Origin of the sequence: Bacillus sp. DX3.1 (assembly GCF_030292155.1) — a bacterium.
Classification (GTDB): Bacteria; Bacillota; Bacilli; order Bacillales; family Bacillaceae_G; genus Bacillus_A.
Map to the genome: position 1 here is coordinate 343,568 of NZ_CP128153.1, position 17,988 is coordinate 361,555.

Consider the following 17,988-nt stretch of genomic DNA (forward strand, 5'->3'; position numbering starts at 1 on the left):
TTTGATTTCTCTATTTGGGATATATATAAATACAAATTAAAAAATCGATATAAAACCCTTCTTTTTAGGTGGAAGAGAGCATCCGGCCATGCATAGAAGCGGTCAGATCCTTTTCCTGCCCAGACACAGTGAAAACAAAGAGAGAAAACAAGTGCAGGTCACCTTTTGTTATCCATAGCCGCGGCTTATATGTCGAAAAATCAAAATGGATTTATATAGTATACATTTTTGATTTTCACACAAGAAATAATTTCTCCTAATACTGGTGGGAATGTTGTAATTGGAGTAACTCTTATAGGTTTTCTTCATAAAAATATCCCTTTTAGGTAAACAGTATGGCTCTTTCTCTGAGCTGTCTACTTAAAAGGGATAATATCATCCATCATAACAGACGGACTCTTTTTTTACTGTCTACCTAAAGGGGATAATACTACTCTTCACTTCTTTATCCCGCTATTCTTGGGCAGTAATACCCCCACCTCAAAGTTCAGCAAAAAGTAAAGAAGTTAGGTGAGGGCTAATGATCAATGGGGGATGAAGAAGACCCCCACTGATCAAAGTTTCACTTTATATTGTCAAAAAATGTTTGCGCCAGAACCGAAAGAATGATTGGCGGCTCTTGTAACTCTAAAAATTCATTTGTTTAAATGGGAGCTGTTCCTGTTGATTCTCTAACCATAAGTTTAGTAGATAGTAAAATTTCCTGAAAAGGCTCATCACGATGATTAAAACGCCAGAAAAGCTGTTCGACAGCTTTTTTTCCGTATAACTCTAAGTCAATATCTACGGTCGTAATTTTGGGAGTGGTCATACGGGATAATAAACCATTATCAAAACTGCAAATGGATGCTTGAGATGGGATTTGGATTCCTTTTCTTTGTAAACAAGAATTTACAAAAAATCCAAGTCCATCATTCACACAAAACCATGCCGTTGGTAACGAAGGTAAATTCGTTAGCTGTTCCCAAACTACTTCTTCGGATTCCGTTATATCCGTCAATAGAAATGCTGGATTAACTTCTATATTAGAATGTTCCAAAGCAAGAAGATATCCATCAAGCCGCTCTCTATAGCTTGGAGAATAGTTAATATTTCCTACGAATGCTATATTTTTATGTCCTTGCTCTATTAAGTGGTGAACTGCTGTGTACGCTCCGAACCGGTTATTCGTTAATATAGCATCAGCATGAATAAAAGGATGGTGATGATCGATAAGTACAGTTGGAATATCCTGCTGAGTGACCTTTTGAATATAAGCTGTACTTAAATGAGAAAGAATGAGTACTCCATCAACGGATCTGTCTTCAATAAAACTTGGAAGTTCTAAATTATTAATGGCTTCTTTATTTATAGGTTGTATAAAAAGATTTAGGTTACGCTTCCGCGCTTCTTTTTCTATACTCAGATAAATTTCCCCAAAAAAACTTTTAGCAGAGAACGCAAAATCAGAAGCGATGAGCGCTATATCCTTTGTCTGTTTTCTTGTTTTCAGCACTGTTTTACTTTTAGGATATTCATATCCTAATTCTTGAGCTGCTTGTTGAACGCGTTTTCTCGTTTCTTCGCTTACACCAGGTTTTCCGGTCAATGCTTGCGAGACTGAGTTTTTAGATATGTTCAAATGATTAGCTATTTCTTGCATTGTTACTTTTCTAGTCATAGTATCACCTTTCAGTTTAATGGAAAATATTTTAAATTATATTACCAAAAAGGTAACGTTTTTGAGAATATAAATCAACTATTGACTTAAAACGCTTTCAATAGTATAAATATATTGTAACGTGACTTTTATAATTATAAAACATTTATTTTTTATAAGTAACGTTACAAAACTATTTATGTAATGTTACTTAGGTTGAGATTTTGTAGAATAATAGTTAAATGAGGTAAATGCAAATTTTTTTGCTGATACTAAAAATAAGGAGGGGACGAAGGGATAGTCGCTTTATTTATTAAGATAATTATGGGAAACGTTTTCATATCGGAGTAAGAGGAGTGGAGAGAACATCGATCATCTTACACATAAATATGGAAATTATCTTTTGCAATTCTTAGTATTTATATATTTTTAAGAAATGATATTAGTATCATTGTCAATAAAGTAGAGTGTAGTGCTATAAGAGGAGGAGAAATTTGATGAAGAAAAAGCTTTTATCCAAGCTAGCTGTTCTTGTGGGAGTAAGTGTATTAACAATAGGGGGAATTGCTGGATGTTCAAGTAATAAAGCTGACACAGCAAAGAAAGATGGTCCAGTGGAGTTGAAAATTGCTACATGGGCAAATGAACGTGAATCAAAGGAATTCGATGAAATTATTAATAAATTAAATGCTAAGCAACATGATTATAAGCTTAAACAGATGGTCATTCCAAAAGATTACTATGCTAAAGTTCAAACGATGATAGCTGGGAAACAAGCACCAGATTTGATGTGGTTAGCTCAGGAATATATTCCGGCTTACGCTGCAAACAATGCACTTGTAGATATTTCAAGTGAACTTAAATCTCAGAAACAAATTAATATGGATGATTATTTTTCCGGTTCTTTAGATACTGCAAAGTATGAAGGTAAAACATATGGATTACCTTGGATTGGTCAAGCATATGTAGTTTATTACAATAAATCAATGTTTAAGGAAGCAGGAATTCAGGATCCGAGCTTAACTTGGAAGTGGAATGATTTTCATAATACAGCTAAAACGCTAACGAAAGACGACAAATATGGATTTGCTACAGCAGGAAGTCCACCACTTTCTGTGTTTGCCTGGGGTGAAGGTGGAGACATTATTAATAAAAAAGGAAAAGTAGTGTTAGATTCACCGGAAACAATTAAAGGGCTAGAAGTAGGTAAAGACATAATTACTGATAAAAGTGCAACGATGCCATATGAAGATGTTAAATCTATGGGATCCGAACAAGCATTTGTCAATGGAACAGTTGGAATGATAATTGGTGGAGCAAACGATGATGTTGAGCGAAAAGTAAAAGAGGCGGGAAATAAATTTGAAGTAGGGATGGCGGTAATGCCAAGTGGTTCAAAAGAGCAAGTTACTTTTAACTGGACAGCTTCAACGGTGATCTCTTCCCAAACAAAAAATAAAGAAGCAGCATCTAAAGCATTACTTGATGTAACAAATGAAATGATGGAATGGAAAGTGCCATCACCATTAAAATCAAAATTACAAAATATTGCAGAAATTAATCCGCATAAAGCGTATGCACTAGAGGTTATTCAAAAATCTACTGAAATGTCACGTGGATTTAACAATGCTGTACAACAAAATGAAATTGCGGCTACTCAAGGACAAGGATTAGATGAGGTTATTCTTTCTAACAATAATGGTAAAGGGAACGTGGATGTAAGTAATTTAGCAAAAGATGTTGCGAAAAAGTTGAGAAAAATAACAGAGTAAAATAACTGAATTACTAATGTTTGTGAAGTCCTGGTAATTTTTTTAGGGGGAAGTGAACATGGAAAATCCATCTCAGTTCAATCGTGAAGAGAAGATAGATTTTTTGCTTAAAAATAGTCTCGAAAAGAAAAAACGGATAAGCCCTGGTTATTTTTATATTGCGCCTTGGTTTATCGGATTTATCTTATTTAGTTTGATTCCAATGATTATGTCACTCGTAATGAGTTTTATGGATTGGCCAGTTATTGGTGAACCAAGGTTTGTTGGATTCGAAAATTTCACCAATATGTTTCATGATGACAATTTCTTAAACTCGTTATTAGTTACAGTAAGGTATGCAATTGTAGCAGTTCCAATTGGAATGATTGCATCATTTACTATTGCTTTAATTATGAACTCAAAAATAAAGGGTTTAAGTATTTATAGAACGGTTTATTATTTACCGGCTGTTGTATCAGGTGTAGCAGTAGGGATTATTTGGCGTTGGATTTTAGATCCATCTAACGGTTTAATAAACAACTTGTTACATATAGTGGGAATTCAAGGGCCTGGCTGGTTTACTGATCCAAACTGGGTACTTCCCTCATACATCATGATTAGTTTATGGGGTGCTGGAGCAGGGATGCTAACATACTTAGTTGCATTAAATGAAGTTCCTAAAGACCTATATGAATCAGCTTCTATTCAAGGAGCAAATGCTATGACCAGATTATTAAACATTACGTTACCTATGATGAAACCAATCTTGTATTATAACTTGATTATGGGGATTATTGGAGCCTTTAAAAAGTTTAATGATGCATATATCTTGGGTGGAGCTGGGAATCAAGGACAATTTATCCTGCTTCAAATTTATGACACAGCATTTAAATATTTTAAAATGGGTTATGCTTCAGCGATGTCTTGGGTATTTTTAATTATTGTTCTATTAATAACAATGCTCGTACTCAAATTTACTGATTTTTGGACATATGGGTCAAAACAGGAAGAATAGGTGGTGGTTTAAGTGAGCTCTGCTGAAGCAAATAATACAGAGAAGATTAATGAAATACTTCGTTTAAGTAAAAAAAATAAAAATTACAAATCTATTGTGTTTACTGTTATAAAACATTTCTTACTTATTATGGTGGCAATCTCAATGATTGCACCGTTTTTTTGGATGATATCTACTTCTTTAAAAACAGGTAATAATGTATTTAGTGTACCCCCACAATGGATCCCAAATCCTGTTAATTGGGGTAACTATGCAGAAGTTTTTGTAAAGGTTCCTTTTTTACAATATATCTTGAACACTACATTTTACACTGTGTCTGTAACATTTCTAGAAGTTAGTGTATCACTAATTGTAGCTTACGGTTTTGCACGTTTTCAGTTTAAAGGAAAAAATCTTTTATTTATGTTTTTACTAATAACAATTATGCTTCCAGGTGAAATTACAATTGTGCCAGGATATATATATTGGGCAAAAATTGGAGAGGTTCTAGGTATTCCAACGATAAACACTTATATTCCTTTAATTTTGCCAGCACTTGGTGGGCAAGCTGTTCATGTGTTTTTTATGAGCCAATATTTTAGGACAATTCCAAAAGATTTTTCAGAAGCTGCATATATTAATGGAGCGAGTAGCTGGAAGATTTTATGGAGAGTATATGTTCCAATGTCAATCCCAGCTATTATCACGATTGCTATATCATCATTTATGGGAACGTGGAATTCATTTTTAGGGCCTCTTATCTATTTGAACGATATAGATAAATTTACAGTTCAAGTTGGTTTAGCGATGTTCCAAGGTATGTTTGAAGTAAACTGGCCATTATTAATGGCAGCAACAACTTTATCAATTATTCCGATATTAGTACTATTCTTCTCGGCCCAAAAATATTTTGTGGGATCGAATAAAGCAGATGGAGTTAAATAGAGGGATGATTATATGAGGTTAATCAGAAAATTAAAATCATTAATTCAAAAAACACCAGTTTATATTAGTTTTATTTTATTTTTTATAGCTATTGCAAACATGTCGGCACCTTTTTTAGTAAATGCAATAAATCAAAAAAATGATCTAACACAAGAATTGCATTCTTATTTAAAGGAGTATGAAGGTACTTTCATCATAGAAGACTCTGAATTCCAAATAACGGAAAAAACAAAAATTGAAATGGATGAATTTAATGTTTATTTAAACTATCCACGCAATGAAATAAACAAATCAAATTATGTGTTATTTGAGAGAGATAAGACAATTTTTAGCTATGGTAATCAAGTTGTCGAACAGCAGTATAAGGAAAATTCGATGAGTGTTAGTCAATTTATTGCTGATTTTCAAGATATTACCTTTCAATTAAATGCATCGAATATACTAATAACCCTTTTAAAGGTTGCGCTAAAATTTTTCTTTGTTTCATTAGTTTTATTAATTGTGATTCAAATGATGACTCGTAAATCAATAAAATTTTTGCAAGGCTTCCGATATTTAAGCGCATCTGCAATAATATCAAGCTTTATTCTTGTAATTTCAAGATCTTTGATATTTATATCCGATGCACATTTAGAATTAATGAGTTTTCTTATGGTTTCAATAATACTATGCCTTTTCATTGCAGACGAATTTAAAAAATATATTACAAAAGATTATATGGGAGAGGGGTTGAACGAACGTGGCATTCGTTAAAATAGATAATCTGTATAAAGTATACAGTAACAAGGCACTTGCAATAGATGATTTCAATCTTGAAATTCAAAAAAATGAATTTGTTGCCATTATTGGACCATCTGGATGTGGGAAATCAACACTCTTACGAATGATTGCAGGACTTGAAGATATTACATATGGAGAATTAGTGGTTGATGGGAAAGTCATGAATCATGTGCATGCTAAAGACCGTAATATGTCTATGGTTTTTCAAAACTATGCATTATATCCGCATATGACTATTTTTCAAAATATCGCTTTCGGTTTGAAACTTCGGAAAGAGAAAAAAGAAATTATTAATAATAAAGTAAAAGAAGTAGCGGAACTTTTAGGATTGAAAGATTATTTAGATAAAACACCAAGTGAATTATCTGGTGGACAACGACAACGTGTCGCTCTTGGACGTGCAATGGTTCAAGAATCATCTATATTTTTGATGGATGAGCCTCTTTCTAATTTAGATGCAAAATTAAGAAGTAAAATGCGTATGGAACTTCTAAAGCTTCATAAAAAATTAGGTATTACAACTATCTATGTAACACACGATCAAGTGGAAGCTATGACAATGGCAGATAAAATTGTAGTAATTAAAAAAGGCGTAGTTCAACAAATCGGGACGCCTAAAGAACTTTACTACAAGCCAGCAAATATATTTGTTGCAACGTTTATCGGCGATCCTGAAATTAATTTATTGCCTGCAAAAATTGAAGGAAACAAATTGCGGATCAATGATCAGTATTTCCCTTTAACAGAAAAAATGAAAGGCGTTTTAGGAAACTACGCTGAGGATGAAGTTCTGCTAGGCGTTCGACCTGAGGATATTCGAACAGAAAATGTATATTTAGAAAATTATTCAGAGGGAATTATCAACTCAACTGTAGATTTAGTTGAGATGCGTGGAGATGTTTCGATTATAATTACCCGTGCATTAAATCACGATCTCTATTTAAAAATACCTTCATATCATGACTATGAAGTGAATTCAAAAATTGAATTTGTATTTAATATGAATAAAGCTCATTTATTTAATCCAAAAACAGGTGAAAGATTGTAGTAAAAAACTTTGGAAATCGGTGTCTTAAGTATGTATTGGTCAGTAATACATTTGAAAGTGTAATGAATATTATACTATTTTCATATAAAGCAATGATGTTGAAATGATAAAGGGGGAATAACAAAGTGAAGCTATCAAAAACAAATGTTAAGACATGTAAAGAATTAGTAAAAGAATTTAAAGTCAAAAAAGAGACGATTGCAAATGCAGAAAAAATTGAGTTTGTAGGAGTTGCTGATAAAGACGTATACAACATTACTGCACCGTTTGAAGACCAAGGAGAGCTTGTAATTGCGGGTCGTGTCGAATCTCGTGACAGTGAGCATTCTCAAGTATATTTTTTCGTTGAGAAAGATGGAAAGTGGGCTCCAAGAGAAGGAGCACCTGTTTTTGAGCTGCAAGATCCTTTTGTTACGAGAATTAATGATGACTTGGTATTTGGGGGAGTTCAAATTTTCCCACATCCAGAAAGACAAGGTAGCCTTGGCTGGAGAACGGTATTTTATAAGGGAAAAAACATTTCGGACTTGAAGGAATTTGCCAAAGGTCCAAATGGAATGAAAGACTTACGTTTGGTTCAATTGCAAGATGGTTCAATTGGTGTGTTAACACGCCCACAAGGGGAAAAAGGAGGACGTGGGAAAATCGGATTTTCTCGTATCCCTTCTCTTGATCAATTCACTACAGACTTAGTTAATGAAACACCACTATTAAAAGGACAGTTTATTGATGAAGAATGGGGTGGCGCAAATGAACCTCGTCTTTTATCGAATGGATTAATAGGGGTTTTGGGTCACATTGCTTATTTTGATGAAGAAGAGAATCGTCATTATTACCCAATGGCATTTGCCTTGGATCCACATACAAGTGAAATAACAGATATTCAATTGATTTCAATGCGTTCAAACTTTTTACCAGGACCAGCAAAACGTCCTGATCTAGAAGATGTAGTATTTAGTGGCGGTCTGATTCGTAAAGGTGATGGAACTGCTGACATTTATGCTGGTATAGGCGATGCAGAAGCGCAAAAAATGACAATAGTAGATCCATTTATACAATACGAACAATAGAATGAATGTTATGAAAAGATATCGTTATGAGGAAAATCCGCTTATTACACCAAATGATATTAGTCCATATCATGAAGGATTTGAAGTGATGGTATCTTTTCGTGCAGGTGTTGTAGACATTTTGACATATTATTAAAAATGAGAACAAAGTATCTAAAAACAATTAAATTTTTAGGTGTCCAGCCTTTTTGTTCTGAAAATTCTAAATATAATTTAAAAAAATCGGAGTGTAAGATGAAGATATTCTCATTATTTTCCAAAGAAGTGAACTATTACTTGTATATGAGTGCTTTGTTTACATTTGGAAATAACTTATCTGCCGTATTTCTTACCATTTTTCTTTGGAAATTGGATTCTACGTATACATTGTTAGCTTACTATAGTTTCGTCTTGTCATTAATAATCATAATCAGCTTTTGGTTATGTGCGTGGCTTGCGAAAAAAATAACTCCGATGAATACATTGCGAATCGGGATTTTGTTTTATATTTTCGCTTATCTCATTACTCTTATTTTTCGAGATTCGCTTTCAAACTACATTATTGTTTTAGGCATATTTATGGGACTGGCAGTTAGTTTATTTGCAGTAGGTTCCCATATGGTAGCACTTGACATGATTGAAAATGAAAAAAGAGATAAGTTTCTTTATTTACAAGGAGTTATGACTACATTTGGAGGATTAGTTGCCCCCTTAGTAGCAGGTTTTTGCATTCAATTATTTCAAGGAATGACAGGATATTTTGTTGTTTTTTTCTTGACCTGTTTATTTTTGTGCCTGTCTATTTTCGTTTCTCTCCCTATAAAGGGAAAGAAAATTGAAGTGGAAAACAATATGCGTGAAGTTCTTATGCATCCGAGTAAAAAATGGAAATGGATGTATCCTGTAATGTTTATTGATGGTATTTTTTCAGGAGTGTATATTACTTTCTTAATATCTATCATGATATTTATGATTGCAGGTAACGAATTAAATTTAGGGATTTTTAATACGGGAGCAGAAGTTGTTTCTATTATTGCGTTTTTATATCTTGCTAAAATTTCAAATCCAAACAATCGATTAGAAATTTTTACAATAGGCTCTTTAGTATTGTTTTTAAGTTCGATTATGCTTTCGACTTTTCCTGTTTTTAACACTTTAATAATCTATATGTTTGCTAAATCAATTTCCATGAATATGATTCAAACTTCTATGAACGCTCTCATTTATGACGCGATAGAGAGCGATCCAAATTATAAGAAAAAACGTTTAGATTACGTTATTATTCGGGAGATTCCATTAGGATTGGGAAGGTTATTGGGAATAGTTATATTTATAAAAATTCAACAAATATTCCCCTTAGATGAAGTGATTCCTATTTCTTTTAGTATATTTCCAGTTTCCTATGTGCTAATGATACCTTTGCTTTACTATATCTCGAATAAAATTGCTGAAAAACCGATAACATACAAATTTCAATAATATTAAAAACACAAATGGAGGTTTATGTCTTGAAAGAACCTATTTTTTTAACACCCGTTTTCAAAGAACGTATCTGGGGCGGAACAACATTACATAATAAATTTGAGTATCAAATTCCTTCTGATCATACTGGGGAATGCTGGGCTATTTCTGCACATCAAAATGGTCAAAGTGTTGTAAGAGAAGGAAAATATAAAGGAATGAAATTGGAAGATTTGTATAAGAAACATCCAAGTTTGTTTGGAAATCCACAGTCTGAAGTTTTTCCACTTTTAACTAAAATTTTAGATGCAAATAAGGATTTATCAGTACAAGTGCATCCCGATGATGCCTATGCAAATGTGTATGAAAATGGTGAACTTGGAAAAACAGAATGCTGGTATATTATTGATTGCAAAGATGATGCGGAAATTATTTTTGGTCATAATGCTACAACAAAGGAAGAGTTTGTTCGAATGGTGGAAGAAAAAGATTGGAACAAGCTACTTCGCCGAGAAAAAATTCAACCTGGAGACTTTTTTTATGTCCCAAGCGGCACAATTCATGCTTTGTGTGAAGGAACGCTTGTTTTAGAAACACAACAAAGCTCTGATACTACATATCGTGTGTATGACTATGACCGGGTTGATGAGGATGGCAATACACGTGAACTTCATTTACAAAAAGCAATTGATGTAACAATGGTTCCTCATAAAAAAATTATAAGCAATCCAAAAATTGAAAAATTTCAAGGGGCAACTGTGACTACGTTTGTGGAAGAAACTTATTTTTCTGTTTATAAATGGGATGTAAGAGGAGAAGTTAAATTACGACAAGATAAAAATTATTTATTACTAAGTGTTGTTGATGGAGAAGCAGAACTGTTTAAGGATGATAAATCGTATTTCTTATCAAAAGGAGAAAATTTCATTTTACCAAGTGACTTTGGAGAATTTGAAATAAAAGGGAATATCACAATCATTGTATCAAATTCAAACCAGTGAATAGGAAGACTGGCTATTTCTTAGAAGACCCATTCATACAATTTGAAAAATAAGGAGAAATAATCATGAAAACATATCGCTATGAAAACAATCCCATTATTACCCCTTTAGATGTAAAGCCTCATCGAGAAGACTTTGAAGTAATCGGAGCCTTTAATGCAGGTGTTGCAAAGTATAAAGATGAAACGCTTCTTCTGCTCCGTGTAGCAGAGCGTCCGATAAGTGAAGATCCTAAGATTGTTAAGGCACCAGTATTCTGTCCTGAAACAAATGAATTGGATATTATAGAATTCCATACAGAAGATGAACGGTATGATTTTTCCGATCCACGTGTGATTCGAAATGTATCAAATTCACAAGCATTTGAATATTTAACATCATTATCCTATATTCGTATCGCACGTAGTAAGGACGGTCATACGTTCACTATTGACGAAAAACCGTTTGTTTACCCAACCAACAAATTTGAAACTTTTGGGATTGAAGATCCACGTGTAACACAAATTGAAGACAGGTACTATATTTACTTCAGTGCTGTTTCTCCTTTAGGCATCGGAGAATCTATGGTGTCTACAAAGGATTTCGTTACTGTAGAACATCATGGGATGATTTTTGCTCCTGAAAATAAAGATGTGCTTATTTTCCCTGAAAAAATCAATGGGAAATACTACGCTCTTCATAGACCAAGCTTAAAAAGTATTGGTGATCCTGAAATTTGGATTGCAGAATCTAATAACTTATTATATTGGGGAAATCACCAGCATTTAATGGGGCTAAGAAATAACATGTGGGACAGTGGGCGCATCGGTGGAGGTGCAGTTCCAATCAAAACAGAAAAAGGATGGTTAGAACTTTATCACGGTGCAACTCTAGAACATAGATATTGTATGGGAGCTGTTTTACTGGATCTAGAAAACCCAACAAAAGTCATTGCTCGTTCCGATAAGCCGGTTTTGGAACCAGAAGCTGACTACGAAAAAGAGGGATTCTTTGGGGATGTTGTTTTCTCATGCGGCGTACTGGTAGAAGGAGACATCGTAAAAATGTACTATGGCGTAGCAGATACTTCGATGGCATGTGCTGAATTAAGTCTTCAGGAAATCCTTGATTCACTCACATATTGCTAATTTGGAAATATACACTAAGATTTTTCCGTTCTTTTTTGTTTTTTAGTGCAAAATACAAATCATGTGAGGAGAAAGTATATGAAGCTGCATGATAACTGGAAAATTCGCGATTTTAATGTAGGAGAAATGAGAGATTTAGAGATTGCTTCTCCTGATTTTATCGATTATTTTTGGATTACTGCAAAAGTACCTGGAGATGTTCATTCTACGTTAATTGAACGTAACATCATTGAAAACCCTTTCTTCGGACATAATGACCAAAAGTGCAGATGGGTAGAAGAAAAAGTATGGTGGTATCGCACAACTTTTGAGTTTCAAGGAAACATACATGATGGGGAAATGATGGAACTTACATTTGAGGGGCTTGATACGTACGCAACCGTTTATCTCAACGGAGTCGAACTTGGTTCCACAGAAAATATGTTTATTAGCCACACATTCGATGTAACACGTGAATTGAAGATAGGAAAAAATGTACTAGCGGTAAAGTTTGATCCTATTCAAATGCGTATAAAAGATAAAGTACAGTATTATTGGTCTGGTTTCAGTAAGAAGCGTGTCTGGACCCGTAAAGCTCAAAGTCATTTTGGATGGGACTGGGGACCGCGTCTTGTTTGTGCGGGCATTTGGAAAGATGTACATTTGAAAAAAAGAAAGTATGCAAAGATCAATAACGTTTTTTCTCGTACGACTGCCATTGAAAATAATAGAGCAACAGTTCAAATCGATGTGGAGATTGCTACTCATACTAAAACAAAAGAATATGAAACAGAAATTATATTAGCATTTGGTCAGAACATAATAGAAACACAGCGAGTTAGATTTCATAACAAAAAAGCTAATATAACTTTTCATGTAGATAACCCTAATTTATGGTGGACTCATGATATTGGTACTCCAAATTTGTATACGCTCACAACTAGACTGTACGCCGATGGAGACATCGTTGATGAAGATAGTCAGGACATCGGTATTCGCACTATTGAAGTACAACGAAGCAATCAAAGTGGAGACCATTGCTTTACGTTTGTATTGAATGGGGTGCCATTGTTTGCGAAAGGTGCAAACTGGATTCCGATTGATAGCTTTTTAGCCTCTGTACCGGACTCACATTATTGTCATCTGATTCAGATGGCAAAAGATGCAAACATGAATATGCTTCGAGTTTGGGGCGGTGGCATTTATGAAAAGGAAGTCTTTTATGATGAGTGCAATAAATTGGGAATTTTAATTTGGCAAGATTTTATGTTTGCTTGTGCACTTTACCCGGACTATAACAAAAATTTCATGGAAAATGTATATCAAGAAATTGTACATGTCGTGAAACAGTTACGAAACCATCCATGCTTGGCGCTATGGTGTGGGAATAACGAGAACGATTGGCTATATGAAGCCCTAAAGTCATCTGGTGAAATACAGCATCCCTTTTATGGAGAAAAAATTTATCATGAATTAATGCCGGAATTGTTGGAAGAACTTGATCCGACCCGTCTATTTTGGCCAAGTTCCCCTTATGGTGGAAACGATCATAATTCGCGTGAACAAGGTGATTCTCACAATTGGCAAGTTTGGCATGGAAATATCGAGCCTCGTGTGTTTGGGGAACCGCAGACAGTAGATTATAGCATCGAAGGGGTATCATTTAAGAATTTTAAGAAAGATACAACTACATTTGCGAGTGAGTTTGGGATGCACGCTTCATCCAATCGATACACTTTGCAGAAAAATATTCCAGATAACCAATTTTTCTGGGGAAGCAATGAAATGGCGTATCGTAACAAAGATATCCACCATCCAAAGGGAATTTTACTTATGGAAGGATACACAGGTGCCCCTGATAACATTGAGGAATACATGAATTTTTCTATGCTAACACAAGCGGAAGGTCTGAAATATGGAATTGAACACTACAGAAGGAATAAGCTTAATACAAGCGGGGCTTTAGTTTGGCAGCTGAATGATTGTTGGCCTGGTACAAGTTGGTCTGTTATTGATTATTATCTTTTGCCAAAGGCCTCCTATCACTATGCACGTAAATTTTTCAGCCCGGTCTTATTAACGATTGATCACGAATCAGAACAAGATATTAAGATTTGGGTGGTTAATGATACATTGAAACCTTATGAAGATGATGTGGAGCTGTCTGTTTATGATTTCTATGGCACAAAACATTTTTCAAGAGTATGTTCTGTCTGTGTTGAACCAAATGTTTCAGCCTACATCACTAGTATCTCGGAACAGCAAGCATTAAATGGAATGGATCCTCAAACATCTTTCATTGTTATCCGTTCCTTGCGGCATGAATTAGAAGAAAATATATATTATTTCCGTGATCATAAAGAATTGGCGTTACCTTCATCCAATTTAAGCATTATGGTAGATGAAGAAAAGCAAGAGATATCTATTACCTCTAATACATTTGCACGTATGGTAAAAATAGAGATGAATATGGAACAGCTTGTATTTACTGATAATTTCTTTGATTTACAGCCAAATACAGTGAAGAAAGTAAAAGTAACACAAGCACAAGGAAAATGTATTCCTTGGGAATCTCTTTCTGTTTCTGCAATCAATAGCATAAAGTAAAACTTCTACCAGTGGGGGGTTCTTCATCCCCCACTGATTATTATCCCTCACTAATCGGGCTTTACGGACAGTTTATCCCTCACCTATCTTCTTTGGCTTCCTTAGAATCTTGAGGTGGGGGTTTTACTGCCCGCGAATAGCGGGATAAATGAGTAAAGAAAAGAGGAAATACATATGAAGGCAGCTGTATTTCAAGGCAAAGGAAACATACACGTAGAGGATCAAGAGGAACGAGCATTGTACTCGAAAGAAGTGCACATTCGAGTAAAAGCGTGTGGAATTTGTGGAACGGACCAACACATTTTTCACGGACATCCCGGATCAGCGGAAGTGATTCCTCCCGTTATTCTTGGGCATGAATTGTCTGGGGAAGTTGTAGAGCTTGGCGGAAATGTTACGTCTTTGCAGGTAGGAGATAGAGTTTCTGTAGACCCTAATATTTACTGCGGAGGGTGCGAATATTGTAGGAATGGTCGTCCGCATTTATGTAATCACTTGCAAGCCATTGGGGTTACGAGAGATGGGGGAATGGGTGAGTACTGTATAGTTCCGGAAGAAAATTGTTACCGCCTCCCAGATGAAATAAGTTTTGTTGAAGGAGCGATGGTAGAACCACTTGGATGCGTGCTTCATGGATTTAGAAAATTGGACATCCGATTTAATCAGACTGTATTAATTATTGGTGGCGGTTTTATCGGACAATTATTTTTACAACTCATAAAAAAACAGGGCGTTTCATCTATTGTGGTAAGTGAGCCTAGTGAAAATAAACATAAATTACTCCATGCACTTGGAGCAGATATTATCATCAATCCTTTATCTAATCAGTCAGGAGCCGTATTACGAAATAAAGCAGACATTGTTATAGAGTGTGTTGGCCGAAAAGAAAGCATGGAACTTGCTTGTTTAGCGGCAAAAAAAGGTGGACAAATTTTATTATTCGGTGTTTCTTCACCAGAAACAAAAATTTCAGTTTCACCATTTGAAATCTTCGCAAAAGAATTGAAAATTATGGGTTCTTTTATTAATCCGTACACACACGAAGAAGCTATTTCACTTATTCATCAAAAAATAGTTTCGATTGAACCGTTAATCAGTCATTTCTTTAACTTAGACAATATATCGGAAACTATGAAATCCTATTCGACCTTACAGGTATCGAAGGGAGTTATCGTACCACAAGAGAATGTTTAATATATAAAACCTAGTTCAAAAGCAGGAGGCGGGATAGAATGAGATTAGGCGGCATTGAAGCTGGAGGAACAAAATTTGTTTGTGGAATAGGGGACGAAACAGGAAATATAATCGAACGAATAAGCTTTCCTACTACAACACCTGAAGAAACGATGAAGCAAGCTATCTCTTTCTTTAAAAGTAAGGAGTTAGATGCGATTGGAGTAGGCTCATTTGGACCGGTAGATTTGGATGAAACAAGTGATACGTACGGGTATATTACAAGTACTCCTAAACTGCATTGGGATAATTACAATATATTAGGGGAATTGAAGGAACACTTTTCTATCCCTATTGCCTTTGACACAGATGTTAACTCGGCTGCACTTGGCGAAATGGAGTGGGGTGCAGCGCAAGATGTAGACAGTTGCATTTATATTACAGTCGGAACAGGAATAGGGGTAGGTGCCATTGTAGAAGGAAAGCTTTTACATGGAATGTCTCATCCCGAAATGGGGCACATTTTAGTCCGAACACATCCAGAAGATTCGTTTACGGGGAATTGTCCATTTCATCAACATTGCTTAGAAGGAATGGCAGCCGGCCCTGCCATCGGAAAAAGGTGGGGGGAACGCGCAGCAGAGTTGGAACATGAGGAAAAGGTATGGGAAATGGAAGCCTTTTATCTAGCACAAGCTCTAATGAATTATATATTAATTCTTTCTCCTAAAAAAATCATTATGGGTGGCGGGGTTATGAAACAGCGCCAATTATTTCCTTTAATCTATGAACAGTTACAAGATTTATTAAATAATTACATTAAAGTGAAACAGCTGGATCAGTATGTCATTGCACCTAAATTGGGTGATAACGCGGGACTATGTGGGGCATTAGCACTTGCAAAACGAGAAGTGTTACTCACTTCGTATAAATAGGCAAGAACAAATGACTAAAGCTATATTGAAAAAGAATACGATAGATTAGAGTGTTGGGAAACCCTTTAGGGGTCTTGATACTCTGATCTATCGTATTTTCATATACGTTTAAATCCACTAAGTATTTTGCAGTTCAACACAGTGGATTTGTAACTGGAGGTATGAGCGGTATTATCGATCGTTTTGAAGCAGAGGGACTTCGCGTTTTTGGCCCGAATAAAGCAGCAGCTTTTGATGAGGGAAATGATTATAGGGATTTGAATGTAAACAAATATCTATTAGTTTACATTCGAATTTTCTTAGTTAAACCTCATATTTATAAAAATTTTCTCAATATGGATATTCGGATTGATTGCAGTTAAAATATTCAAAATTAAAAATAAGTAGTATATAATAAATATTGTGAACTATTACCCTGGTTTGCCCCTAATTATGCTAATTTTAAAGATCGAGGATCTCGATCTATTTTTTTGCTATAAATACGCAAAGTGTGTCCATAAAACTATAAACAATTAACGAACGTCCCTAAATTTCATACTAAAGATTTAGGGACACTTTTACGAACATATTTAAGGAAGAGTGCAGAAATAAACAATTAATGAAGCGTACTATCCATTATGTTTTGCCTATAAAACCAGAAAAGACCTCTTTGGCTACAACAAAGAGGGGTTTCTTTATGACTTTCCATAAAATGAATAATTCTGGATTTAAAACCATTCCCAAAAACTAGTTGAGGAATATATCTACTAATTTTTGTTTATTTATGTTCCAACTATTTTTTCCCCTCTTGGCTGTACGCTATTTTGGTCTGGTTCCAACGTTATTCCAATGTTATCGAAGGTTTCATTTTCCTGAAGTTCAAATGTCAACATACCTGAACCATAGTTATTGGGTTTAAAAATCCCAGCATTTTTCCGTACGCCATCGTTTAGTAACCAAACTTGATAAACTTTTTCGCCCTCTGCTTTTTGTAAATTGTTTACTTGTACAACTAGCTTTTTTTCGTCTCCTTGCTGCACAATAAAAGCATGTCCATTAGCCTCCAATCTATTTTGATCGACGGAATTTAAAGAAAGAGTAGATAAAATTTCAACTGGCTGACTGTTTAGTTCTTTACCAGTTAACGTTTGATTGCTCATTTGGATATTTGCAATAGTGAATACCGTTGTCGTAATTAATAATATTAAAACTAATACGGTGGCCAAAGGTGTAAACTGCTGTTTGAAATAAGTTAACCATTTTTTTAGGTTACTTACGAATGAATCTGGTTCCTTTTGCTGTGGTGCAAATACAAAATCAAGCACTTCAGATTTTAATGATTCCGGTACTTCCGTTTCCTCAAAGTCAAATTGGAGTGCTTCCCACGCTTCTTTTATCTGAATATAGTCTTTATCACATTTTGGACAGTTTTTCAAATGATCTTTAAAATCTTTTTGATCATCAACACTGAGTTCATTTGTAATATAAGAAAGTAAATGATTACAATTCCTCTCCATTAC

At 34.7% G+C, this 17,988-nt stretch carries 15 protein-coding genes and 1 pseudogene; 14 read left to right on the forward strand and 2 right to left on the reverse strand.

Annotation, left to right across the window (positions count from 1 at the left end; translation table 11 throughout):
• Nucleotides 1–643 precede the first annotated feature (643 nt).
• Nucleotides 644–1,660: a LacI family DNA-binding transcriptional regulator gene (locus tag QRE67_RS01800; RefSeq protein ID WP_286123271.1), complete on the reverse strand. Its 1,017-nt coding sequence runs from the start codon at nucleotides 1,658–1,660 to the stop codon at nucleotides 644–646.
• A gap of 476 nt (nucleotides 1,661–2,136) precedes the next feature.
• On the opposite strand from QRE67_RS01800, the gene QRE67_RS01805 reads away from it, so the two are divergent.
• From QRE67_RS01805 to QRE67_RS01870, 14 genes and pseudogenes are all read left to right on the forward strand, one after another.
• Nucleotides 2,137–3,411, forward strand: coding sequence for an ABC transporter substrate-binding protein (locus QRE67_RS01805; RefSeq protein ID WP_286123272.1), 1,275 nt, complete (start codon nucleotides 2,137–2,139; stop codon nucleotides 3,409–3,411).
• A 58-nt stretch (nucleotides 3,412–3,469) separates the two neighbouring features.
• On the forward strand, nucleotides 3,470–4,405 hold the full coding sequence (locus QRE67_RS01810; protein ID WP_286123273.1) for a carbohydrate ABC transporter permease: 936 nt from the start codon (nucleotides 3,470–3,472) through the stop codon (nucleotides 4,403–4,405).
• Between the two features lie 12 nt (nucleotides 4,406–4,417).
• Nucleotides 4,418–5,329: a carbohydrate ABC transporter permease gene (locus QRE67_RS01815; protein WP_286123274.1), complete on the forward strand. Its 912-nt coding sequence runs from the start codon at nucleotides 4,418–4,420 to the stop codon at nucleotides 5,327–5,329.
• A gap of 12 nt (nucleotides 5,330–5,341) precedes the next feature.
• Nucleotides 5,342–6,082, forward strand: coding sequence for a hypothetical protein (locus QRE67_RS01820; RefSeq protein WP_286123275.1), 741 nt, complete (start codon nucleotides 5,342–5,344; stop codon nucleotides 6,080–6,082).
• Entirely contained in the window at nucleotides 6,069–7,157 is a 1,089-nt protein-coding gene (locus QRE67_RS01825; protein ID WP_286123276.1) for an ABC transporter ATP-binding protein, read from the forward strand. The genes QRE67_RS01820 and QRE67_RS01825 overlap by 14 nt, the downstream gene beginning before the upstream one ends.
• Before the next feature lie 125 nt (nucleotides 7,158–7,282).
• Nucleotides 7,283–8,227, forward strand: a complete 945-nt coding sequence (locus QRE67_RS01830; RefSeq protein ID WP_286123277.1) for an MTP-1 family protein — start codon at nucleotides 7,283–7,285, stop codon at nucleotides 8,225–8,227.
• 10 nt (nucleotides 8,228–8,237) lie between these two features.
• Nucleotides 8,238–8,339, forward strand: a pseudogene (locus QRE67_RS01835) (hypothetical protein); the annotation flags it as partial.
• 341 nt (nucleotides 8,340–8,680) lie between these two features.
• A complete protein-coding gene (locus QRE67_RS01840; RefSeq protein ID WP_286125168.1) occupies nucleotides 8,681–9,685 on the forward strand; it encodes an MFS transporter in 1,005 nt (334 codons plus the stop codon).
• A 29-nt stretch (nucleotides 9,686–9,714) separates the two neighbouring features.
• Nucleotides 9,715–10,668: a mannose-6-phosphate isomerase, class I gene (manA, locus tag QRE67_RS01845; RefSeq protein ID WP_286123278.1), complete on the forward strand. Its 954-nt coding sequence runs from the start codon at nucleotides 9,715–9,717 to the stop codon at nucleotides 10,666–10,668.
• A 65-nt stretch (nucleotides 10,669–10,733) separates the two neighbouring features.
• On the forward strand, nucleotides 10,734–11,795 hold the full coding sequence (locus tag QRE67_RS01850) for a BtaManbiosPhlase (RefSeq protein ID WP_286123279.1): 1,062 nt from the start codon (nucleotides 10,734–10,736) through the stop codon (nucleotides 11,793–11,795).
• A 78-nt stretch (nucleotides 11,796–11,873) separates the two neighbouring features.
• Nucleotides 11,874–14,381, forward strand: a complete 2,508-nt coding sequence (locus QRE67_RS01855) for a beta-mannosidase (RefSeq protein WP_286123280.1) — start codon at nucleotides 11,874–11,876, stop codon at nucleotides 14,379–14,381.
• 174 nt (nucleotides 14,382–14,555) lie between these two features.
• A complete protein-coding gene (locus QRE67_RS01860) occupies nucleotides 14,556–15,575 on the forward strand; it encodes a zinc-dependent alcohol dehydrogenase family protein (RefSeq protein ID WP_286123281.1) in 1,020 nt (339 codons plus the stop codon).
• A 38-nt stretch (nucleotides 15,576–15,613) separates the two neighbouring features.
• On the forward strand, nucleotides 15,614–16,489 hold the full coding sequence (locus QRE67_RS01865; protein WP_286123282.1) for an ROK family protein: 876 nt from the start codon (nucleotides 15,614–15,616) through the stop codon (nucleotides 16,487–16,489).
• Between the two features lie 161 nt (nucleotides 16,490–16,650).
• Nucleotides 16,651–16,851 carry a hypothetical protein gene (locus tag QRE67_RS01870; RefSeq protein WP_286125397.1) on the forward strand — a complete coding sequence of 67 codons (201 nt, stop codon included), beginning with the start codon at nucleotides 16,651–16,653 and terminating at the stop codon, nucleotides 16,849–16,851.
• Nucleotides 16,852–17,250: 399 nt separating this feature from the next.
• On the opposite strand, the gene QRE67_RS01875 is transcribed toward QRE67_RS01870, so the two are convergent.
• A complete protein-coding gene (locus QRE67_RS01875; protein ID WP_286123283.1) occupies nucleotides 17,251–17,985 on the reverse strand; it encodes an anti-sigma factor in 735 nt (244 codons plus the stop codon).
• Between the last annotated feature and the right edge of the window lie 3 nt (nucleotides 17,986–17,988).